Below are 21,797 nucleotides of genomic sequence, written 5' to 3' on the forward strand. Positions count from 1 at the left end.
AGAGTCCTAGTGTGATGATCTAAAGTGATGAGCAAACAAACCGCTAAGTTGTGGAATGAAGTGAGCAGGGATATCATGCCCCATTCCTTGAATTAATTCAAATTTAGCACCAGAAATCGCCTTTGCAACAGCTTTCCCGTGACTTGGTGGTAATAAACGATCTTTTGAACCATGTACAACCAAAGTCGGTTGAGTAATATTTTTGTTCAATGCTAACAAAGAACCTGTACATAATATTGCTAAAAACTGTTGAAGTACACCCGCTGGGTAAAAACTACGGCGATATAGTTTACGAATGGTTTGAATTGCTTCAACTTGATTCACATAACCTGGTGATCCAATAATATGAAATACTTTCAAACTATGATTCACAATCGCATCTTCGTCATGTGCTTCAGGTTTGCCTAATAAACTGAAAAGTTGTTTTGGAAACGGCGGTGGCAAGAAGGGCTGATTATTACTGGTAAATAATAATCCTACTTTCTCAACTTTTTCTGGATATTTCGCTGCTACGATTTGAGAGATCATGCCACCCATTGAAGCACCTATGAGATATGTTTTTTCAAGCCCCAATTGGTCGATTAACATCGAAACATCATCAGCCATATCATATAAAGTGTAAGGTGCACCTTCGTTACCAAGCCCAAAGATGAAGCGACTCATGAGTTTCATCGTATTGAGGCGTTTTCTTTTTTCACGAATTTTTGAAGATAAACCAATATCACGATTATCGAAACGGATAACGCGAAAGCCTTGATCAATCAATGATTTACAAAAGAAGTCAGGCCAAAACAGCATTTGAGCACCTAAACCCATAATCAACAGAATTGTTGGGTGTTCTGGATTGCCGCCCATTTCAACATGCAGTTCAATACCATTACCTAAAGTGACTTTGGTTTCTTGCATAAATGGAGCATAAGGTGACACATTAAATTGTAAAGCACTGTTCATGGCATTCATTCCGAATTGAATTCTTTTTATAGAATTAGAGTCTGCTAGAAATTTCTTTCTTAACAGACTCTAATTTAAACCTTAAACTTGTGCTGGAATCAAGTCTGGAACAAGTTTGGTTAAAGTTAAACGTTGTTTGCTTGCAGTCGCACCTAAAAGCACAAAACTTCTCAATGTACCTTCATCATCTGCTGCTCTAGCAAGCATACCATCTTCAAACTCTTCAGTTTCCCAATTCACGTCCACACCAATTGGTGCAGGTAATACAGTCAATGGTGCAGCAGGTGTTTTTACCGCAACAGGCATTGCAGGGTAGTGTACAGCAGTACTTTGCCCGCTCAGTGTTTTTGCTAATGCACGTGCTTGTTGCATGATTGGCATGACATATGGCAGTAATGTTCCATTCACTTCTGCACAGTCACCCACCGCATAGATGTCAGGCTGGTTGGTTTCCAATAGGGTATTGGTAATGATGCCACGACTTGTTTGAATATCTGCAGCTTTTGCTAAAGATATATTTGGCTGTAAACCAATCGCTGAAAGAACGATATCTGCAATTAAAGTCTGACCTGTTGCCAAAGTCACTTCGTAATCTTCACCATCATTGATTTTCGTTACTTTTTTAACAGTGGTCGACAATGCGAATTTAATACCCGCTTGTTCTAAGTTTGTTTTAAATGCTTCAGCAACGTGATTTGGTAGCAAGCGACCAAGTGGTTGTGGTGCAAGATCAATTACTGTGACATCGTAGTCGCTATGTAATAAATCATTGGCAAATTCACAGCCAATTAACCCAGCGCCTAGAATCACAACGCGTTTATCTTTACGCTTTGCTAAATTTTCACGGAACGTACGGTAGTCGATCAAGGAGTTCACGACATGAATATCATCACTACCATCACCAGCAATTGCTAAACGAATTGGGTTTGCACCTACTGCAAGGACCAGTTTTGAATAAGGTTGAGTGAAAATTTCACCATTTTTTTCTAAAGTGATTTCATGTTGTTCAGCATTAATTTCTTTCACCAAGGTTTCAGCTTCAATGCGCATATTCAGTTGCGTTGCCATTTTAGCTGCATCACCTAGGGCAATTTGTTCAGGTGCTTTATTGCCTGCAAAGGCATTAGATAATGTTGGTTTTGCATAATTTACCGCATCATCTGCGCAGATCATAACGAGTTCTTGTTCTGGGGTGAGTTTGCGAAACTCACGTGCAACAGTATAGCCTGCCATGCCCGATCCGATGATGACGATAGGATGCATTATATTCTCCAGTATTTCTTTCAATAAAAACAAACGATAGGAAAAAAAAGACCATGATCATGATCACGGTCTTTTAGATCTATTTAGATTTCAATCATTTCAAAATCAGCTTTTGAAACGCCGCAATCTGGGCAAGTCCAATCATCAGGGATATCTTCCCATTTGGTACCTGCTGCAATGCCGTCTTGTGGCCAACCATCTGCTTCATCGTAAATCCACCCACAAACGATACATTGATATTTTTTCATGTGACTCTCCAAACTGATAGGTATGCTCAAATTGCCTTTCAGTAAAACTATTCCATAATGTCGCTACGATCGCTGTAATACAACAAACTTGTGTTAATCAGGAGTTAGATTTTTACGCAGAACGCCATTTAAGTAAAGCAAATGCAAGAGTTTAATCATTTATGTAGAAAGTGGAATGGCAATTTGTTCTGAAAGTCTTGTTATTTGAGCAATTACTCTAATTTTTTATGGATCTGTATATCTCTATAGCATTTTAAAAACAGTAAAAGTATAAATATAGAGTGGGTGAAAAATAACCATTTAAAATTAAAAGATCAAAAATATCACCATAATTATGAGGAAAAAGAAAGTTACCAAGCTTGGGCGCAATTTTTTTCTTGCAACTCGACCATACGATCAAACTAGCAAGTAGGCGGTAAAACCTATTTCTATGATGATAAGGGGGTGGCATGATTTCAATAATCGAACGTTTAGATGAGCCGAATGTGATTATTTTTAAACATATCGGGATGATTCAAGATGGGGAGGAAGATACTGAAAGTGACGATGTAAAATCTTGGGCAGGTGCATTAGAAAAGTACATGTTATTTGATTCGGATGACGTTACTCAACTCTATGTAGAAGTGGATATTCAACCCGAATATATTGAAATGATGAATCAAGGATTTGAAAAAGGGTTAGCTTTAGTTAAACAACTCGCTGAGCAATAGAAATCATTTTAAGTACATATTTATTGCAAGATAAAAGTATTATTTACGCTTTGAAATTGATAAATCTTTGCTTTTTTCACGATTGTGTGACTGAAATGGTGCGAAAATGGGCTTTGATCTGCTATTCTATGCCACTTCAATTTTACTTAAATCGAGGCAGAGATGACGCAACAAAACGCTCAATCGACTTCTGAACAAACACTTTCCGAAAACGATTTAATCGCACAGCGTCATGCCAAGTTAAAGCAAATCCAAGAGACCGCTAAACAAAGCGGTAAAAGTCCTTGGCCGAATACCTTTAAACGTGAGCACTATACAGGTGACTTACAGGAACAATTTAAAGATCAAGATAAAGCACAAATCGAAGGTGCTGAAAAAGTTTATGTAAAAGTCGCGGGTCGTGTCATGTTGAACCGTGGGTCATTTATTGTGATCCAAGATATGACAGGTCGTATCCAACTTTATGTAGATCGTAAAGGTTTGCCAGCAGACGTTTTAGAAACGATTAAAAGCTTAGATCTTGGCGATATTATTGCCGCTGAAGGTTATATCGGACGTTCTGGCAAAGGTGATTTATATGTACACCTTGAAGGCTTTGAATTATTAACCAAATCACTTCGTCCGCTTCCAGATAAATTCCATGGTTTAACGGACACAGAAGCGAAATATCGTAAACGTTATTTAGATTTGATTGTCAACGAAGAAACACGTAAGACTTTTGAAATTCGTGCCAAAGTGGTTGCAGGTATTCGTGCGTTCTTAACCAATGAACGTTTCATGGAAGTTGAAACACCAATGATGCATGTGATCCCGGGTGGTGCATCTGCAAAACCATTCGTAACACATCATAATGCATTGGATATGGAACTCTATTTGCGTATTGCGCCAGAGTTGTACTTAAAACGCCTTGTAGTAGGTGGTTTTGAGCGTGTGTTTGAAATCAACCGTAACTTCCGTAACGAAGGGGTATCAACACGTCATAACCCTGAATTTACCATGATTGAGTTCTATCAAGCCTACGCTGATTATAAAGACTTGATGGCATTAACTGAGAATATGCTTGAAAAACTCGCAATTGATATTTTAGGTTCTACCGATGTGCCTTATGGTGATGAGGTGTATAGCTTCAAAGGTCCATTCAAGAAAATATCAATGTTTGACGCCATTCTTGAGCATAATCCAGACTTTACGCCAGAAAATGTAAATGATCGTGAGTTCTTGGCTAAATTTACTCAAGATGTGTTGAAAGAAAAAGTGAAGCCTGGTTTTGGTTTAGGCAAATTACAAACAATCGTGTTTGAAGAAACTGTTGAAACTAAACTTCGTCAACCAACATTCATTACAGAGTATCCAGCTGAAACATCACCACTCGCTCGTCGTAATGATGATAATCCACACATTACCGATCGTTTTGAGTTCTTTATTGGTGGTCGTGAGTTAGCCAATGGTTTCTCTGAGTTAAATGATCCAATTGATCAGGCTGAGCGTTTCCAAGCACAGGTTGAAGAAAAAGATGCTGGTGATGATGAGGCAATGCATTACGATGCGGACTTTATTGAAGCATTAGAATATGGTTTGCCACCTACAGCAGGTGAAGGTATTGGTATTGATCGTTTGGTTATGCTATTTGCTAATGCGCCAAGTATTCGTGATGTATTGTTATTCCCACACATGCGCCGTAAAGATTAATTACTCACTTATTATTAATAAAAGGCCACTTTAAAAGTGGCTTTTTATTTGTTGGTTAAGAAATGTAATTGTTTGGTTTGATGATTGAAAAAAAAGCATAAAAAAACGATGATGTGCTAATGAACAAATTTGAGAACAGTTAAGGTATGTTTGTAAAAAAATCGCTTTATATCGCATTATTTTCGGCTATTTCAGCTGCTACTTTTGCACAAGGGCTTGTATTGAATGATGCAAACTTACGCACTGACTTAAATTGGTTAAATCAGCAAGGTGTTATACAAATCAGTACTTCAACTTGGCCATTGAGTGGTGATGAAATTCAACGTGCATTGGCGCAGGTGAAAGTCAGTAATAACACCCAGCAAAAAGTGGTTAATTCAGTCATTCATTCGCTAAAGGCAGATAATGTGCCAGCCAAGGTTGGTTTACATGCTGGTACTGACTTAAAAACAATTCCCCAAACATTTGGCGATAATCAAAAATCACAATATCAGGTTGCGGCTGAGTTTAATGCTGGCGGTGAGAACTGGGATGCCAAGTTGCGTATCAATGGCGAAAAAGATCGATTGATTGATAATGGACATGATGCCAATGTCGAGGGTTCCTATCTTGCGGGCAAACTCTGGAATCAATAGTTGATTGCTGGGCAAATCCCAACTTACTGGGGACCAGGACATGATGGAAGCCTGATTCGTGGTGATGCCAGCCGTCCTGTTTATGGAATAACCGCTCAGCGTGCGGTACAGAATGCCTTTGAAACAAAGTGGCTATCATGGATTGGTTCTTGGCAATATCAGGCCTTTGCAGGACAACTGGACGATTACAAAGCCATTCCAGATGCGAAACTTCTTGGTCTACGCTTGACTGCACAACCTTTGCCTTATCTGGAGTTTGGCGCTTCACGTATATTGCAATGGGGTGGCGAGGGACGCTCAGAAAGTCTGGATTCTTTATGGAACGCGATTAAAGGAAACGACAACTTTGACTCCGCAGATGATGATAAGTCAAATCAGATTGCAGGTCTGGATTTTCGTCTAAATATGCAGCCATTATTGCAAATACCTGTGGGTATTTATGGACAATATGTAGGTGAAGATGAAGCAGGATTCTTGCCAGCCAAAAAATGTATCTAGCAGGTACAGATTTCTCTTCAACTTATAAGAATATGCCATATCAGCTTTATGCAGAATGGGCAGATACACGTACCAATGGTCAAGTGGATGGCGTGTCTTATAACCATTATGTTTATACCGATGGTTATTATCAGCATGGTTTCCCATTAGGACATGCAATCGGTGGTGATGGGCAGATGTATTCTGTTGGTGGTGACATTCGCTTTGATGTGATGAACCGCCTAAGTGGGCGTGCCTTATATGCCAAAGTAAACCAGTCCAATTTAGCCATTAATGCGGCATTTCCAAAAGAAGATACTGTTAAGGGGCTGGATCTCACCTGGACACACTATATAAAACCGACACTTCCACTGAAAGTGAATGGCTGGGTCAGCGACTCTGATTTAAATGGCCGTGATGGCGGTGTTTCGGTAGGCGTTGAAATTCCATTGGAACGCAATATGTTCGGTTTCTAAATTAACCAACTCAGAAAGAAGCCTGTATGGGCTTCTTTTTTTGTTTAAATTCATGTGAAATAGGTTGCATCTATATTGCTGAATATAATTTTCATATCATAATTTTGCATATTTATATGAAAAAACAAGCTAAAGAAGCCGTTCTAAATTATTATAATGGATAAACTTTACTAGATTGCTCATTTGTCCACTAGTAAGAATATCGATATCACGAAAAATTGGAGTTGTTATGATACTCGTTCCTCCACACGGTCTTCCAAGTGGTGGTTTAATACCACTTATAGATTTTATGGGTAACATTGATAAGGGGGGATATGTACATGACTGAAAATAGATTAACTCACCTCAAGCAACTTGAGGCAGAAAGTATTCATATTATTCGTGAAGTTGCAGCTGAATTTGAAAATCCAGTGATGCTATATTCAATTGGTAAAGATTCAGCAGTCATGTTACATCTTGCCTTGAAAGCATTTTATCCTGCTAAGCTTCCTTTTCCACTCCTGCATGTAGATACAGGTTGGAAGTTTAAAGACATGATCACATTCCGTGACAACATGGCAAAAACTCATGGCTTTGATTTGATCGTACATCAGAACAAAGAAGGTCGTGATGCAGGCATTAACCCGTTTGATCATGGTAGTTCAAAATATACCGACATCATGAAAACTCAGGGTTTAAAACAAGCATTAGATAAATATCAGTTTGATGCTGCGTTTGGTGGTGCACGTCGTGATGAAGAAAAATCACGTGCGAAAGAACGTGTTTATTCATTCCGTGATACGAAGCATCGTTGGGATCCAAAAAACCAGCGTCCAGAACTTTGGAATCTTTACAATGGTAAAGTGAACAAAGGTGAGAGTATTCGTGTTTTCCCTTTATCTAACTGGACTGAGTTAGATATTTGGCAATATATTTACTTAGAAAATATTCAACTTGTTCCTCTTTACTTCTCGGCTGTACGCCCAGTTGTAGAGCGTAGCGGTACGTTAATCATGGTCGATGACGAGCGTATGCGTTTAAAGGAAGGTGAAGTTCCTCAAATGAAATCGGTACGTTTCCGTACACTTGGTTGTTACCCATTAACAGGTGCAGTTGAGTCTGAGGCGGATACATTGCCTGAAATTATCCAAGAAATGCTTTTGGCTACCAGTTCAGAGCGTCAGGGTCGTATGATTGACCATGATGAAGCTGGCTCAATGGAAAAGAAAAAGCAGGAAGGTTATTTCTAATTTCCTTAAGCAAGTCCCTCTGTTAAAAGAGGGATGTAGGGAAATTACAAAATTAGATTTCAAATTTTGTGGAGTTTTGAGCAATGTCTCATCAATCAGATCTTATTAGCCAAGATATTTTGGCATATTTAAAACAGCACGAAAATAAAGACCTTTTGCGCTTCTTGACTTGCGGTAACGTCGATGATGGTAAGTCAACGCTAATTGGTCGTTTACTTTATGATTCAAAGTTGATCTATGAAGATCAATTACAAGCAGTAACGCGTGATAGTAAAAAAGTAGGTACAACAGGAGATGCTCCTGACCTTGCTTTACTGGTTGATGGTTTACAAGCTGAACGTGAACAGGGGATTACGATTGATGTAGCCTATCGTTATTTCTCTACAGAAAAGCGTAAGTTCATCATTGCTGATACGCCAGGACATGAGCAATATACGCGTAACATGGCAACAGGTGCATCAACGGCCGATCTTGCGATTATCCTGATTGATGCGCGTTATGGTGTGCAAACGCAAACTCGCCGTCATACTTTTATTGCAAGTTTACTTGGTATTAAAAATATCGTTGTTGCGATCAATAAAATGGACTTGGTTGAGTTCTCTGAATCTCGTTTCAACGAAATTCAAGTTGAATATGATGCATTCTTAAGCCAGCTTGGTGAGCGTCGTCCAGAGAATATTTTATTCGTTCCGATTTCAGCATTGAATGGCGACAACGTTGTTAATCCATCTGCAAGTACGCCTTGGTACAAGGGTCAAACCTTGATGAGCATTCTTGAGTCAGTGGAAATCAAGCGTGATTCGAACAAAAAAGAATTTCGTTTCCCTGTTCAGTATGTGAACCGTCCAAATCTTGATTTCCGTGGTTTTGCAGGTACGATTGCGCTGGGTGAAATTAACGTTGGCGATGAAATCGTTGCTTTACCTTCAGGTAAAAAATCAACGGTGAAAGAAATTGTCACTTTTGATGGAAACCTTGAACAAGCAATTGCAGGTCAAGCGGTTACTTTAACGTTAAATGATGAAATTGATATTTCACGTGGTAATGTTTTAGTTCGTGCAGGTGAACAACCGCTTATTTCGCGTAGTGTTCGTGCATCTGTGGTGTGGATGAATGAACATCCATTAGTGAAAGGTAAACTGTATAATCTTAAAATTGGTACGCAAACTGTTCCTGCAAAAGTCAGTGCGATTAATTATCGTGTCAATGTGAATACACTTGAACATACTCAAGTTGAAGAGCTTGAGTTAAATGCAATTGCAGATCTTGTAATTGAGTTTGATGCGCCAGTGGTGTTTGATCAATATCAGGATAGCCGTTACACAGGTTCATTTATCTTTATTGACCGCTTAAGCAACGTTACTGTTGGCGCAGGAATGGTTGAAGCTGCAGTTGAATGGACAGCGCATAGCAATCCTGTGACTGCGGAAGATCGTGCTGCGCGCTTAGGTCAGAAACCTACTGTGATTGGTGTTTCTGCTCAGTTGATTGAACAGGCTCAGGCTTTGGAAAGTTTGTTGATTCAACAAGGTGTGGTTGCGATTGCAAAAGTTGGTTTAACGACTGAGCAAATTGTTTTATTGCGAGAAACAGGTGTAGTGGTGATCACGACAACTGTTGATGGTACAGATACCGATATTAATGCTGAAACAGTTGAAGAAGCAGCTGAAAAAATCGTGGAGTTAGTTCGTCTTTAATAGCTTGGACTGACTTCTAAAAGCCTGCTCATGCAGGCTTTTTTATTTTATAAATTCGAAATTTATATCTTTGAAGGTTTTTGATTCTTCGATTTAATTTAAAATAGTGATAAATATATCGGGCTGATATTTTTTTATTCTGTTTTGAAAGGTCTTTTATGAGACAATAGTTCTTTGAATTATTGTCTAAGGACTCCCATGACTGAGCAAACTCCTGAATATTTAAGTGATATCGAAATTTTAGACATTTTACAGTCTATGAAAAAAGATAAGCTTGATGCAGAAGCGAACGAAATCATCCGTAATGGGGGTAAGGCTGGGCGTCAAGAAGCGCACAAGCAAGCTTTGGTTGCACTGAATACAAGTTTTGAAGATAAATTTGTAGAAGCAGTAACACTTGCATTAGGTTTAAATTCTGGACAAGCTAAAAAAATTCGTTATAAAAAAGATCGTATTCGTATTTTAAAAGTGCGAGGTATTGATTATCTTGCGATTGATGGAGCTGAAACAGCTCAAGTTCTGTCTCAGGTTGCTCAAGCAATTGTGCGTGAAGATTCAATAGTGACTCATGATCTGCATAACATCTTTCCATTTTGGAAAGAAGGGTGGCCAATGGTTCAGTTCGATAGTGCGTATAAAATCCTATCAGAAGATATTGCAATTCATTATCAAGCTACATTAGATCAATTAATTTCACTATATGGTGGAAATTAAATTTTCTACGAAATCAAATAAATTATTATAAATAACAAGGATGTTAAATTTATGAGTTTGAATATAGAGATACCACATGAGGCTCTAGACGCTGTAAGAGCAGGTCAGTTGATAGATGCAATCAAAATTACTCGTGAGAAAACAGGTCTTGGGTTGAAAGAATCCAAAGACTTGGTCGAACGGTATTTAAAAGAACATCCACAAGAACAAGCGCTAATTCAGGAGCAGTTAGCCCAACGCAGTCGTGGCGGAATCCAAATCTTTATTTTGATTTTCATCATATTGGTGATTTTAGTTTGGTTTTTGACCAGATAAATTAAGCCCTTCAAAGGGCTTAATTTTTATGACTTATTCAGTTGTTGTTGAAGGTGGTTCATTTTCTAAGCTGGGAATAATTTGAGTGACCAGTAATTGATCGATTTTATAATGGTCAATATCAACTACCTCAAACTTAAAACCCGCATATTCTACTGCATCAGCTGGACGTGGAATTTTGCGTAAACGATACATGATGAAACCAGCAATCGTTTCATAATTTTCATTTTCAGGAAATTCTTCAATTTCCAATACATGTTTCACATCTTCAATTGGGGTGCTACCATCAATCAGCCATGAGTGATTATCACGCTTAATAATTTGTTGATCTTCTTCCATTGGTGTGACCCAATCACCCATCACAGTAATCATGATGTCGCTGAGTGTAATCACACCAACCACCAAGGCATATTCATTAATAACGACCGCAAATTTTTCTTTGGTTGAACGGAAGCGATCTAGTAATTCTGAAAGTGTTAATGTGTCTGGAATAATAAGAACAGTACGGATTGTTGATTCATTCAGCTGAAGGAGGGATTGATTGTTTAAGATACGGACCAAAATATCTTTGGTATCAACATAACCAATGACTTGGTCAATTTGTTCATTACAAACTAAAAACTTGGAGTAGGGATATTCGGCTAATTTTTGGCGAATACTGTTCTCATTTTCTTTTAAAGTGAAATAAACCACATTTTCACGTGTGGTCATACTTGATGGTACTGTGCGTTCTTCGAGTTCAAAAACATTTTCAATGAAGTGGTGTTCTTGTTTTTGTAATACACCAGCTTGAGCTCCTGCATCCATAACCGCAGAAATATCATCAAACGTAATATTGTCATCACGAATGGTATTTACTTTAAATAACCGGAACAATAAGTTTGCAATTGCATTGATTCCCCAAGCTAAAGGCTTACAAATCTTGATAAAAACTTGAATCGGCTCAATAACGCGAATAGAAATTTTTTCTGGGGCGATCATTGCCAAACGTTTTGGCATTAGATCCGCGAACAAAATAAAAAGGGAAGTTACCAAAGTGAAAGATAAAGCAAAACCAATCGTTTCTAGCCAAGGGTCTACATAAAACTGTTTAAGCATTTCTACAAAAAATGGGCGAAAAGCTGCTTCACCTAAAATACCGCCTAAGATAGCAACAGCATTTAAACCGATTTGTGAGGCTGCAAAAAAGTCCGCAGATTGTTCCTGTAAATCTAAAACTTTTTGTGCTCGAATTTCACCAGATTCAGCCAAAATTTTTAATTTAACTTTTCGTGCGCCAGCAAGTGCAATTTCAGTGAGCGAGAGAAAACCTGCCGCAGTTATGAGCAGAATAATGACAATAATATTTTGGAAGAGACTCACACATCACCTGTGGTTCATCGTTTATTATGAATATGTTGTAACATAAAAAAAGAAGAGAGGTAATTGGGTATTACCTCAGTATAACAATTTTGCTTATGAAACAAGCATATCCGTAGAGGAAATCATATTGTTACAAAGCAATATTTTAGTATTGTGAAAATTGTGAATTATTTAAAAGAAACTCACGATTTTCTTCTTCGATCATTTGGCGTGCTACAAAGAGGATAAGTTGTCTTAACCAACGATGTGCAGGATGATGGTGTAGTAATGGACACCAAGCCATTTTAAGCTCAAATTCTGGAATGTAAAATGGTGGGTCTTTAATAAGAAGACGAGGATTTTGTGCTTGCAAACGTGCCATACGTGTCGGCAATGTTGCAATCAGATCAACATTTTGCGCTAAAAGTGCAGGCATTTGATAGTGGCGAGTAAACACGGAAATTTTACGACGCTGACCAATTCGTTCCAAAGCTTGGTCAATCCAACCAAGACCTGCTTGTTTATCTGGATTTACGCCAAAGCCAACACCCATACCTGTTTTAGAAACCCAAATATGTTGAGCATCTAAATAGCTTTTAAGGTTGAGATGGGTTACAGCAGGGTGTTTATCATTTAAAATACAGCTAAAACTATCGCGCCATACCAAAACTTGATGGAAGCTTTGCGGGATTTCATTGAAGCGGTTAATGGCTAGATCAACTTTGCCTTGCTCCATATCTCGATAAGAGACATCACTTGGAGTTAAGAAGTCCAGTACAACATTCGGTGCTTCAGAACGAAGTGCTTTTACAAGACGCGGTACAAGCGTTGCTTCAGCATAATCGGAAGTCATTATGCGAAAAACGCGTGTACTGGTATAAGGTCTAAATTCGGTACGTGGTTCGAGAATCATCGACAAATCTGATAATGCATCACGAATACGTGGTTGTAATTCGAGTGCACGCTCAGTTGGTGTCATGCCTTCAGAAGAACGAATGAGTAGAGGGTCGTTAAATAAATTACGTAAGCGACGTAAAATATTACTCATTGCGGGTTGAGTGACACCCAGTTGTTCTGCAGCACGTGTGACATTTTTTTCACGAAGAAGTACATCAAGATAAATTAATAAATTGAGATCAACCCGCTCCAGATTCATAAAAAAAATACCGAAAATAAAATTTTTGAATTGTGATGAATTATGACATAACTAAAGCCGTTTGTGTAACTTAAAACGAGATAAAAGGTATAGCAAATAGTTGAATGGTTTGGTCTTATTAAATTTGAATAAGCTTATCATAGATTCATTATCATGAAGAAATGATATTCAATATATAAAACACGATGGCCATTTCTGCATTTATTGGCTTTATTCATTCATATGTTTTGGTATTGGATAGTTGTTTTAAATGTATAGAAATAATACGAGTTAGATTGTTTAATGAATAATTTATGATGAATTTTATTTTTAAAAATATTTATATATCAAAGGCTTAGTTTATTTTTTTGAATATTCTATATCGTTTTATCTGTATATTTCATAAATAAATACTGAAAATTAACCAAGAATATTGGATTAATCTGTTTGCACAGACTAAGCTGTGCAATATGTTGATGAAGTGCTTAAAATCTAGACTATAAAAGCATGGTTTTTTGCGATCATTCGATGCCAATCCCTCTAAAGGAATATATCATGTCTACATATTTAACAGCGATTGATGCAATCCGCGAATTAAAAGCAAAATTCGGCGACACTTGGCGCGATATTAGCCCAGAAGATGCTGCTCGTATGCAAATGCAAAACCGTTTCAAAACTGGTTTAGATATTGCTAAATATACAGCTGCGATTATGCGTCGTGATATGGCTGCTTATGATGCTGACTCTAGCAAATATACTCAATCATTAGGTTGCTGGCACGGTTTCATCGCTCAACAAAAAATGATTGCGAACAAAAAATACTTCGGTACTACTGAACGTCGCTATATCTACCTTTCTGGTTGGATGGTTGCTGCACTTCGTTCAGAATTTGGTCCACTTCCTGACCAATCTATGCACGAAAAAACTTCTGTTCCTGCATTAATCGAAGAAATCTATACTTTCTTACGTCAAGCTGACGCGAAAGAATTAAACGATTTATTCCGTGCTCTTAAAAAAGCTCAAGAAGCTGGTGACACTGCTAAAGCTGCTGAAATCACTGCTCAAATCGATGGCTTCCAAACTCACGTTGTGCCAATTATTGCTGACATCGACGCTGGTTTCGGTAACGAAGAAGCGACTTACTTACTTGCTAAGAAAATGATCGAAGCTGGTGCTTGTGCGCTTCAAATCGAAAACCAAGTATCTGATGCGAAACAATGTGGTCACCAAGCTGGTAAAGTAACTGTTCCGCACGAAGACTTCATCGCTAAAATCCATGCATTACGTTATGCATTCTTAGAAATGGGTCTTGACGACGGTATCATCGTTGCACGTACTGACTCTGAAGGCGCTGACTTGACTCAAAAAATCCCAGTGGTTAAAGAGCCAGGCGACATCGCTTCTCAATACATCAGCTACTTAGACACAACTGAAATCGACATTTCAGAAGCTCAAGAAGACGAAATCCTGATCAAGCGTGATGGTAAACTTCACCGTCCTAAACGTCTTGCTTCTGGTCTATACCAGTTCCGTGAAGGCACTCAAATTGACCGCGTTGTACTTGACTGTGTAACTAGCTTACAGAACGGTGCTGACCTTCTTTGGATCGAAACAGCGACTCCAAACGTTGAAGAAATCGCTCACATGGTTAACCGTGTACGTGAAACAGTTCCAAATGCGAAGCTTGTTTATAACAACAGCCCATCATTCAACTGGACGTTAAACTTCCGTCAACAAGCTTACGACCGTTGGGTTGCTGAAGGTAAAGACGTTTCTGCTTACGACCGTGCTAAATTAATGAGCGCTGAGTACGATGCTACTGAATTGGCTGCTGATGCTGATGAAAAAGTACGTACATTCCAAGCAGATGCTTCTCGTGAAGCGGGTGTATTCCATCACTTGATCACACTTCCGACTTACCACACTGCTGCTCTTTCTACTCATGAGCTTGCACAAGGTTACTTCGGTTCTGAAGGTATGTTGGCTTATGTTGCTGGCGTACAACGTAAAGAAATCCGTGGCGGTATCGCTTGTGTTAAACACCAAGCAATGGCTGGTTCTGACATCGGTGATGATCACAAAGAAATCTTCTCTGGTGACAACGCTCTTAAAGCGCACGACGATGCTAAAAACACAATGAACCAATTCGCTGCTCACTAAGTCGCGAACTGATTCGAAAAAACCCTGCTTAAGCAGGGTTTTTTATTTTAATCATAAAAATGCTCGCAACAGCGAGCATTTAAAATTTAAAAAGATTATTCAGCTTCTTTTTTGAGTTGATATTTATTAGCCAAATCACCCGTAATTTCTTTCCCATCTATATCTAATGCTTTTAAATAACCCTCAGCAACAAAATATTTACGGCTATCACTAGCTTTATCTAATTCAATAATAGATGAATTTTTGTTATCGAATTGGAAACTACCCTTGCTTTCAAATGGTTTGCCATCCCCCTTACCAAGATACGTTTCTTTAATCTCATAAGTTTTATCTGAATTAAGTTCTAATTCGGTTTTAATACCTTCACAATCTGCACAAGGGAGTATGCCTTTATATGTGCCATTCCAATCTAATGCATTTTCAGTAGTATGTGCAGTATCAGCTACAGTTGCTTCTGATACAGCTTCAGTTGTAGCTGGTGTTTGCTCTTCAACTTTTTTATTTTCAGTTTTACTACAAGCGGCTAATACAAGAGAAGCTAGAGAAATTGCAATAATTGACTTTTTCATTTGGTATTAAGCTCTTTTTTGAAAAATATTGTTATTTAAACTATGGGATTTTAAGAAGAAAGGGTAGTGACAGTATGTAAGGGTTATTTAACCTTTGGTAAATCTATAAATGGCAGAATTTAAATTTATTATTTAACCTACTTATTGCAAAGTATTAAAATTTTAGAAAGAAGTAAATTTTAAATATAAAAAGCCTTTATCGTTAGATAAAGGCTTTTTAAATTTTGGAGCGGGAAACGAGACTCGAACTCGCGACCCCAACCTTGGCAAGGTTATGCTCTACCAACTGAGCTATTCCCGCAATAGGACGCATTATAGAGAGTTTCATCCAACTGTCAACTCTCTATGTTGCTAAGTGTTGAATTAATCAGCACGTCGCCAAATTGTGCCTTGGCGAGTATCTTCTAAAACGACACCTTGATCGAGTAAAGACTGACGAATGCTATCGGCTTTTGCAAAATCTTTAGCTTTTTTTGCATCAACACGTTGTTGAATAAAATCTTCAATTTCTACATCAGAGAGATTAAGCGCTTCTTGACCAATATCAGACTTTAAAAAATCTTCAACATCATATTGCACTAGACCAAGAATGTTCGTCAGATAACGTAGCGTTGAATAAAGAACAGTTGCTTGTTCAGCCTGTTCTTCTTTAACCGCACGATTTAATTCTTTATTGATTTCAAATAGTACTGCGATTGCTTCCGCAGTGTTAAAATCATCACGCATTGCACTGTTGAAGCGTTCAACAAGATCTTGCGCTAAAGTTTCAACTGTTTTTTGACCATAAACTTGCTGATAAGCTTTAAATGAATGATAAAAACGACTTAGTGTGGTCTTTGCTTCTTTTAATGCAACATCAGAGAAATTGACAGGGCTACGATAATGAGATGAGACAATAAAGTAACGAATCACTTCGGGATGGAATTTTTCCATGACATCGCGAATGGTAAAGAAGTTGCCTAAAGATTTAGACATTTTTTCGCCATCAACATTGATAAAACCAACATGCATCCAATAATTTACATATTGCTCACCTGTTGATGCTTCACTTTGTGCGATTTCATTTTCATGGTGAGGGAACATGAGATCTGAGCCACCACCATGAATATCGAAATGATTGCCTAAGCAGCAAGTCGACATTGCAGAGCATTCGATATGCCAACCTGGACGGCCATTGCCCCATGGTGAAGCCCATGCAGGTTCATTTTCTTTGGCATGTTTCCAAAGTACAAAGTCGAATGGATGTTTCTTGTCTACTTCGACATCGACACGTTCTGATGCTCCTGCTTGCATGTCGTCCAATTTACGACCTGATAAGCGACCATATTTATCAAATTTAGTCACTTCAAAATACACATCACCATTGGCAGCGGGGTAGGCAGCACCTTTATCAACCAGTGTATTGATCATATTTTGCATTTGATCAATATATTCAGTTGCTTTTGGTGCCTCGTCTGGTGCTGCACAGCCTAAATTAGCTGCATCTTCATTCATTGCATCAATAAAACGAGCCGTGAGTTGTTGAATGCTTTCGCCATTTTCATTGGCACGCGCAATAATTTTGTCATCAATATCCGTGATGTTACGAATATAGCGAACTTTCCAGCCTTGGCTGCGTAAGAAGCGGATGATGTAATCAAATGCAACCATAACTCGAGCGTGCCCAATATGACAGTAATCATAAACAGTCATACCACAGACATACATGTCGATTTGACCTTCTTGACGTGGGACAAATTCAACTTTTTTACGTTGCTCAGAATTATATAGAACAAAAGGTTGCATAAGGGTTTTCAAACACTCTACAAAAATCGTGATTCATCATAACGTATGCATTGTATTTCATAAAGTTATCAGGTGAAAAAAATGGAGGAGTGATTGCCTTTATAAATGCCTATTTTTTAGCAATATCGCATATTATGATTTTTTACTCTTGAGTTTATGATGAATAGCAATCTCAGATGTCTCATTCTTGCTTATCAAAGTGCAGTATGTGAGGTTCTAGCTCTTATGTAAGGATCTGGTATAAAGCAACCTATTACAAATATTGAATGGGCATGTATGGATATCCCTCAACTTGGTAAATTGATAGGAGGTATTCCATATTTTAAACATGGTTTTGGCTTTAAGGTTAAATTACATAGAGGTGCCGTAGATTTTGATTTTGGAGAGCAGGGGCAGATCAATGGTTTTGATTTATGGAGATTGCTTGATTTTGCTGGTTCAAGATTATTTGAATATGGATTTTCTAGCGAAGCTGCTTTAAAGCAATGTTTTGAAGATGAAGTGAAAGCAGGTCGTTTAGTCTAATCAGGGTATATACTTTATTACTTAGTAGATTCTAGCAATTAACATAAGTTCAATCTCTCTTCATTTTCGATGAAAACTACTACATTTAGAAACGTGCATATTTTTCAATTATGCTAGAATCAGTATCATTCTTTTGATTAAAATGATCTGCCCTCAGGTGGATAGCGTATTATTCTGGGTCAAACTCATATGTCACAAGCCATAAATTTTCAAAAAAGCGCATTAGAGACCCTGCGAATTGAGCAACAAGCCTTAGAAGTTCTTGCAACACAAATTAATGAAAGTTTTGATCGTGCCTGTGAAATTCTTTTGCAGTGTAAAGGGCGTGTTGTTGTGACGGGTATGGGCAAATCAGGTCATATCGGTCGAAAAATGGCAGCGACACTTGCATCAACTGGGACACCATCATTTTTTATGCACCCAGGTGAAGCGGGGCATGGTGATTTGGGTATGTTGGTTCGAGGTGATGTATTAATCGCGATTTCAAATTCAGGCAAAAGTGATGAAATCATGATGCTCATGCCGTTAATCAAACATCTAGGTGTACCATTAATTACTATCAGTCGTGATGATAAAGGACCAATGCCACAGAATGCGGATGTTGCACTGACATTAGGTGAGGCCGATGAGGCTTGTCCTCTAGGTTTAGCACCAACATCTAGTACGACTGCAACACTTGTTTTAGGCGATGCATTAGCCGTCGCATTGTTGGAAGCGCGTGGTTTTACCGCAGATGATTTTGCTCGTTCCCATCCTGCGGGAGCATTAGGTAAACGCTTACTTTTGCATGTAAAACATTTGATGCATACAGGGACTGAATTACCCAAAGTTAAACCTGATACACCGATGAATAAGGTGTTATATGAAATCTCAGATAAACGTTTGGGTCTTACCACGGTTGTTGATGAGAATGATATTTTATTAGGTATTTTTACTGATGGTGATTTACGCCGAATGATTGATCAGCAGCAAGGTTTTGATGTAAATCTCCCAGTTGCTGAAGTTATGACCAAAAATCCACTCACTATTTCTCAAGAAGCCCGTGCGGTGGAAGCATTGGAAAAAATGCATGAGAGAAAGATTAATCAATTTGTAGTTGTTGATCATACCAATAAAGTGATTGGTGTGATTAGTATGCATGACCTTATTCAGGCAGGAGTAAATTAAGCCATGGCATCTTATGCTTTACAAGAACAAGCACGTCATTTACAAGCATTAGTGCTTGATGTGGATGGAATCTTAAGCGATGGCTTTGTAACCCTAACAAACTCAGGTGATGAACTTAAATCATTTGATATTCGTGATGGGTTAGGTATGAAATTGGTTCAACAAGCAGGAATGAAAGTGATTATTATCACTGGACGTAAGAGCAATATTGTTGAAAAAAGAATGACAGATTTAGGTGTTGATCTTATTTTTCAAGGGCGAGAAGATAAAGGTGTGGCATTACGTGAAGCTTGTGCTCAGTTAAATATTTTACCTGAAGATTGTTTATATATGGGCGATGACTGGCCTGATTTATCTGCATTTGCGATTGCTGGCATGAGTATTACTGTTCCCAATGGTCATGAGGAAGTTCGTCGTCGTGCAAATTTAGTCACTCAAGCGATGGGTGGACGTGGCGCAGTTCGAGAAGTATGCGATATGCTCTTATGTTCAAAAGGCGTTTACCAAGAGCTACTTGCAAAATATTTAGCTGTACCACATTAATAGTAGCGTGAATTACCCAAAGGTCAGGTAACTCTGTTTATGGATACCAAGGTTTTATATGTTGTCGCTGTTTTGATTGCTGCTTTAAGTGGTGGCTATTATTATTACAGCGGCAAAGCAAAAAAGTTGGATGTTGATTCAGCGAAAAATATGACTTATTCAGCGCAGGGTGTTCACTTAACACAGACTGATGAGCAGGGTAATTTATACATTCGGGCTGAGGTGAAACAGTTGCAGCAAAATATGCAGCAGAAAACATCCCAACTTGATCAATTAAATGCCGTGATGTACAAGCAGGGTAAGGCTGATGCAACGTTTTATGCAAAACAAGCACAAGCCTATGACGATAATACAAAGATCATATTACAAGGCAATGTCGTTGCAACTAAATTGTCTGATCAGGGGAAAATGGAGTTTCATACTAATGAACTCACAGGATATCCAAAAACCAGAGAATTAGAGACACAACACTCAGTCACTGTACAAACACCAAGTTCTGAGTTTGTTAGTCAAGGTCTAAAGGCAAATTTGAATAATGGTCAATATGAATTCTATAAAATTCGAGGAAAGTATGCGCCAAGCTTTTAATTCTAAATTTCGTTTCACTTTCCTAAAACAGGTCACTTGTATTGCCGCTGTAGTATTTTCTTCGGCTTCAAGTTTTGCTTTGCCATCAGACCGTAGCCAACAGTTATCATTGGTTGCTGATCGTGCAACCTATAATGATAAAACGGGTGTAACAACCTATACGGGTAACGTAGTGATCGAGCAAGGCACGATGAAGCTTCAGGCTGATTCTATTATTGCAACATTGAATAGCAAAAAAGAAATACAAACGATTACAGCTAAAGGTCAGTTGGCAAAATTTCAGCAGCAAATGGATGCTAAAAAAGGTTTAGCACGTGGTGAAGCACAGACCATTGTTTATAATGCCGATACAGGAATTATTACTTTAACTGGTAAGGCGTATCTATATCAAGATGGCTCTAGTATTCGTGGTAACAGTCTGAAATATAGTATGAACAAAGGTGATGTAGAGGCACAAGGTTCTTCATCAAATCGAGTTCAAATTATTATTCCGCCATCAAGTTCTAAAAGTTCTCCAGGGGCGCGTGATTAATGGATCAATCAGTACAGCAATCACAAACTTTATGTATTAAACACCTAGCTAAAAACTATAGTAAACGGTGGGTGGTAAAAGACGTTTCATTTACGATGCAAAGCGGTCAAATTGTCGGTTTACTTGGACCAAATGGTGCAGGTAAAACCACAAGTTTCTATATGGTTGTCGGACTTGTTCGGATGGATAAGGGTGAAATCCATTTAGATAATTTAGATTTATCTGATCTAGCGATGCATGAGCGGGCACGTAAAGGTATTGGATACTTACCACAAGAAGCATCAATTTTTAGAAAGCTCACAATTTCCGAAAATATCATGGCAATTTTGGAAACGCGTAAAGATCTAAATAAACAGCAAAGACAGCAACGTTTAACTGAATTATTGAATGATTTTAAAATTAATCATATTAAAGACTCGTTAGGAATGAGTGTATCTGGTGGTGAACGTCGTCGTGCTGAAATTGCTCGTGCGTTGGCAGCTGATCCTAAATTTATGCTATTAGATGAGCCATTTGCAGGCGTCGATCCAATTTCTGTAGGTGATATTAAAGATATTATCCAGACATTAAAGAGTCGAGGAATTGGTGTTTTAATCACTGATCATAATGTAAGAGAAACCTTAGCAATTTGTGAAAAAGCCTATATTGTCAGTGAAGGTTCTGTGATAGCAGAAGGAACTCCGCAAGAAATTTTAGATAATGAGCAAGTACGTAAAGTGTATCTAGGTGATGACTTTGTTGTTTGAGCCAAATTCAATCAAGAGATGAGAGAACCATTTATTGGTTCTTTTTTTATCTAAAATTATTATGAATAATAAATAGATACGTGATTAATGCATTTAAAACTAAAAGGTTTTAATTTTTAGATGATTGATTTTTAATTAATTTTTACTTTTATTTTATGCTATTGTTTGCGCATTATTACGAAACTATTTTACAAAAAAAACAAACACTTAAGTGTGTTCGAATTAGCTGAAAGAGCATAGTTTTTTGTTGGAAAAAGTGAGTAGAATGATTGTGCTTTTAAACGATAATAATATGAAAAGAA

General features: G+C 38.0%; 19 protein-coding genes, 1 tRNA gene and 2 pseudogenes. 14 read left to right on the plus strand and 8 right to left on the minus strand.

The annotated features are described in order from the left end of the window. Positions 1-6: 6 nt before the first annotated feature. From estB to rubA, 3 genes are all read right to left on the minus strand, one after another. A complete protein-coding gene (estB, locus tag CDG56_RS01735) occupies positions 7-951 on the minus strand; it encodes an esterase EstB (RefSeq protein ID WP_087546776.1) in 945 nt (314 codons plus the stop codon). Between the two features lie 81 nt (positions 952-1,032). Beyond that, the gene (rubB, locus tag CDG56_RS01740) at positions 1,033-2,214 is read right to left on the minus strand and encodes a rubredoxin reductase RubB (RefSeq protein WP_087546753.1); all 1,182 of its coding nucleotides are present in this window, start codon (positions 2,212-2,214) and stop codon (positions 1,033-1,035) included. 83 nt (positions 2,215-2,297) lie between these two features. Further along, entirely contained in the window at positions 2,298-2,462 is a 165-nt protein-coding gene (gene rubA / locus CDG56_RS01745) for a rubredoxin RubA (protein WP_004663059.1), read from the minus strand. 345 nt (positions 2,463-2,807) lie between these two features. On the opposite strand from rubA, the pseudogene CDG56_RS01750 reads away from it, so the two are divergent. The 7 genes and pseudogenes from CDG56_RS01750 to CDG56_RS01780 form a co-directional block, all read left to right on the plus strand. Continuing rightward, positions 2,808-3,172 (plus strand): annotated as a pseudogene (locus CDG56_RS01750) (SRPBCC domain-containing protein); the annotation flags it as partial. A gap of 162 nt (positions 3,173-3,334) precedes the next feature. Continuing rightward, positions 3,335-4,861 (plus strand): lysine--tRNA ligase, encoded by a 1,527-nt coding sequence (gene lysS / locus CDG56_RS01755; RefSeq protein WP_087546754.1) that lies wholly within the window; start codon positions 3,335-3,337, stop codon positions 4,859-4,861. Between the two features lie 146 nt (positions 4,862-5,007). After that, positions 5,008-6,449 (plus strand): annotated as a pseudogene (locus CDG56_RS01760) (capsule assembly Wzi family protein). Between the two features lie 320 nt (positions 6,450-6,769). Further along, the gene (gene cysD, locus CDG56_RS01765; RefSeq protein ID WP_004663051.1) at positions 6,770-7,678 is read left to right on the plus strand and encodes a sulfate adenylyltransferase subunit CysD; all 909 of its coding nucleotides are present in this window, start codon (positions 6,770-6,772) and stop codon (positions 7,676-7,678) included. 83 nt (positions 7,679-7,761) lie between these two features. Continuing rightward, the gene (gene cysN, locus CDG56_RS01770; protein ID WP_087546755.1) at positions 7,762-9,375 is read left to right on the plus strand and encodes a sulfate adenylyltransferase subunit CysN; all 1,614 of its coding nucleotides are present in this window, start codon (positions 7,762-7,764) and stop codon (positions 9,373-9,375) included. Between the two features lie 198 nt (positions 9,376-9,573). Next, a complete protein-coding gene (locus CDG56_RS01775; protein WP_005157583.1) occupies positions 9,574-10,089 on the plus strand; it encodes a hypothetical protein in 516 nt (171 codons plus the stop codon). 51 nt (positions 10,090-10,140) lie between these two features. Continuing rightward, positions 10,141-10,404 carry a ribosomal protein L7/L12 gene (locus CDG56_RS01780; RefSeq protein WP_087546756.1) on the plus strand — a complete coding sequence of 88 codons (264 nt, stop codon included), beginning with the start codon at positions 10,141-10,143 and terminating at the stop codon, positions 10,402-10,404. A 33-nt stretch (positions 10,405-10,437) separates the two neighbouring features. Here CDG56_RS01780 and CDG56_RS01785 read toward each other — a convergent pair whose 3' ends face one another. Next, positions 10,438-11,766 (minus strand): hemolysin family protein, encoded by a 1,329-nt coding sequence (locus tag CDG56_RS01785; protein WP_087546757.1) that lies wholly within the window; start codon positions 11,764-11,766, stop codon positions 10,438-10,440. Positions 11,767-11,911: 145 nt separating this feature from the next. Further along, positions 11,912-12,901 carry a LysR family transcriptional regulator gene (locus CDG56_RS01790; RefSeq protein ID WP_004663040.1) on the minus strand — a complete coding sequence of 330 codons (990 nt, stop codon included), beginning with the start codon at positions 12,899-12,901 and terminating at the stop codon, positions 11,912-11,914. Positions 12,902-13,435: 534 nt separating this feature from the next. Between CDG56_RS01790 and CDG56_RS01795 the strand changes: the two genes are divergently transcribed. Continuing rightward, a complete protein-coding gene (locus CDG56_RS01795; protein WP_087546758.1) occupies positions 13,436-15,040 on the plus strand; it encodes an isocitrate lyase in 1,605 nt (534 codons plus the stop codon). 95 nt (positions 15,041-15,135) lie between these two features. Here the strand turns inward: CDG56_RS01795 and CDG56_RS01800 are convergent, their stop codons facing one another. From CDG56_RS01800 to cysS, 3 genes are all read right to left on the minus strand, one after another. Then, a complete protein-coding gene (locus CDG56_RS01800) occupies positions 15,136-15,609 on the minus strand; it encodes a copper resistance protein NlpE (RefSeq protein WP_087546759.1) in 474 nt (157 codons plus the stop codon). 225 nt (positions 15,610-15,834) lie between these two features. Beyond that, positions 15,835-15,910, minus strand: a tRNA-Gly gene (locus tag CDG56_RS01805). Between the two features lie 62 nt (positions 15,911-15,972). Further along, entirely contained in the window at positions 15,973-17,394 is a 1,422-nt protein-coding gene (cysS, locus tag CDG56_RS01810; protein ID WP_087543906.1) for a cysteine--tRNA ligase, read from the minus strand. A gap of 240 nt (positions 17,395-17,634) precedes the next feature. On the opposite strand from cysS, the gene CDG56_RS01815 reads away from it, so the two are divergent. The 6 genes from CDG56_RS01815 (at position 17,635) to lptB (ending at position 21,495) form a co-directional block, all read left to right on the plus strand. Continuing rightward, complete coding sequence (locus tag CDG56_RS01815; protein WP_413772778.1) at positions 17,635-17,919, plus strand: DUF6896 domain-containing protein; 285 nt, start codon at positions 17,635-17,637, stop codon at positions 17,917-17,919. Between the two features lie 189 nt (positions 17,920-18,108). Then, complete coding sequence (locus tag CDG56_RS01820; RefSeq protein WP_087537127.1) at positions 18,109-19,086, plus strand: KpsF/GutQ family sugar-phosphate isomerase; 978 nt, start codon at positions 18,109-18,111, stop codon at positions 19,084-19,086. 3 nt (positions 19,087-19,089) lie between these two features. Next, positions 19,090-19,629, plus strand: coding sequence for a KdsC family phosphatase (locus CDG56_RS01825; RefSeq protein WP_005157544.1), 540 nt, complete (start codon positions 19,090-19,092; stop codon positions 19,627-19,629). A 39-nt stretch (positions 19,630-19,668) separates the two neighbouring features. Further along, the gene (gene lptC / locus CDG56_RS01830) at positions 19,669-20,217 is read left to right on the plus strand and encodes an LPS export ABC transporter periplasmic protein LptC (protein ID WP_087537128.1); all 549 of its coding nucleotides are present in this window, start codon (positions 19,669-19,671) and stop codon (positions 20,215-20,217) included. Then, positions 20,201-20,749, plus strand: a complete 549-nt coding sequence (lptA, locus tag CDG56_RS01835; protein WP_087546760.1) for a lipopolysaccharide transport periplasmic protein LptA — start codon at positions 20,201-20,203, stop codon at positions 20,747-20,749. Before lptC ends, lptA begins: the two co-directional genes overlap by 17 nt. Then, positions 20,749-21,495, plus strand: coding sequence for an LPS export ABC transporter ATP-binding protein (gene lptB, locus CDG56_RS01840; RefSeq protein WP_004663024.1), 747 nt, complete (start codon positions 20,749-20,751; stop codon positions 21,493-21,495). The genes lptA and lptB overlap by 1 nt, the downstream gene beginning before the upstream one ends. Positions 21,496-21,797 lie beyond the last annotated feature (302 nt).

The organism is Acinetobacter sp. WCHA39, from assembly GCF_002165385.1.
In the GTDB taxonomy this organism is placed as follows: Bacteria; Pseudomonadota; Gammaproteobacteria; order Pseudomonadales; family Moraxellaceae; genus Acinetobacter.

Coding starts and splice junctions, on each gene's coding strand:
- CDG56_RS01825 (WP_005157544.1), top strand. CDS start 19,090: ATGGCATCTTATGCTTTACAAGAACAAGCACGTCATTTACAAGCATTA.
- rubB (WP_087546753.1), bottom strand. CDS start 2,214: ATGCATCCTATCGTCATCATCGGATCGGGCATGGCAGGCTATACTGTT.
- CDG56_RS01800 (WP_087546759.1), bottom strand. CDS start 15,609: ATGAAAAAGTCAATTATTGCAATTTCTCTAGCTTCTCTTGTATTAGCC.
- CDG56_RS01775 (WP_005157583.1), top strand. CDS start 9,574: ATGACTGAGCAAACTCCTGAATATTTAAGTGATATCGAAATTTTAGAC.
- rubA (WP_004663059.1), bottom strand. CDS start 2,462: ATGAAAAAATATCAATGTATCGTTTGTGGGTGGATTTACGATGAAGCA.
- lptA (WP_087546760.1), top strand. CDS start 20,201: ATGCGCCAAGCTTTTAATTCTAAATTTCGTTTCACTTTCCTAAAACAG.
- estB (WP_087546776.1), bottom strand. CDS start 951: ATGAACAGTGCTTTACAATTTAATGTGTCACCTTATGCTCCATTTATG.
- lysS (WP_087546754.1), top strand. CDS start 3,335: ATGACGCAACAAAACGCTCAATCGACTTCTGAACAAACACTTTCCGAA.
- CDG56_RS01795 (WP_087546758.1), top strand. CDS start 13,436: ATGTCTACATATTTAACAGCGATTGATGCAATCCGCGAATTAAAAGCA.
- CDG56_RS01790 (WP_004663040.1), bottom strand. CDS start 12,901: ATGAATCTGGAGCGGGTTGATCTCAATTTATTAATTTATCTTGATGTA.
- cysD (WP_004663051.1), top strand. CDS start 6,770: ATGACTGAAAATAGATTAACTCACCTCAAGCAACTTGAGGCAGAAAGT.
- cysS (WP_087543906.1), bottom strand. CDS start 17,394: ATGCAACCTTTTGTTCTATATAATTCTGAGCAACGTAAAAAAGTTGAA.
- lptC (WP_087537128.1), top strand. CDS start 19,669: ATGGATACCAAGGTTTTATATGTTGTCGCTGTTTTGATTGCTGCTTTA.
- CDG56_RS01780 (WP_087546756.1), top strand. CDS start 10,141: ATGAGTTTGAATATAGAGATACCACATGAGGCTCTAGACGCTGTAAGA.
- CDG56_RS01820 (WP_087537127.1), top strand. CDS start 18,109: ATGTCACAAGCCATAAATTTTCAAAAAAGCGCATTAGAGACCCTGCGA.
- lptB (WP_004663024.1), top strand. CDS start 20,749: ATGGATCAATCAGTACAGCAATCACAAACTTTATGTATTAAACACCTA.
- cysN (WP_087546755.1), top strand. CDS start 7,762: ATGTCTCATCAATCAGATCTTATTAGCCAAGATATTTTGGCATATTTA.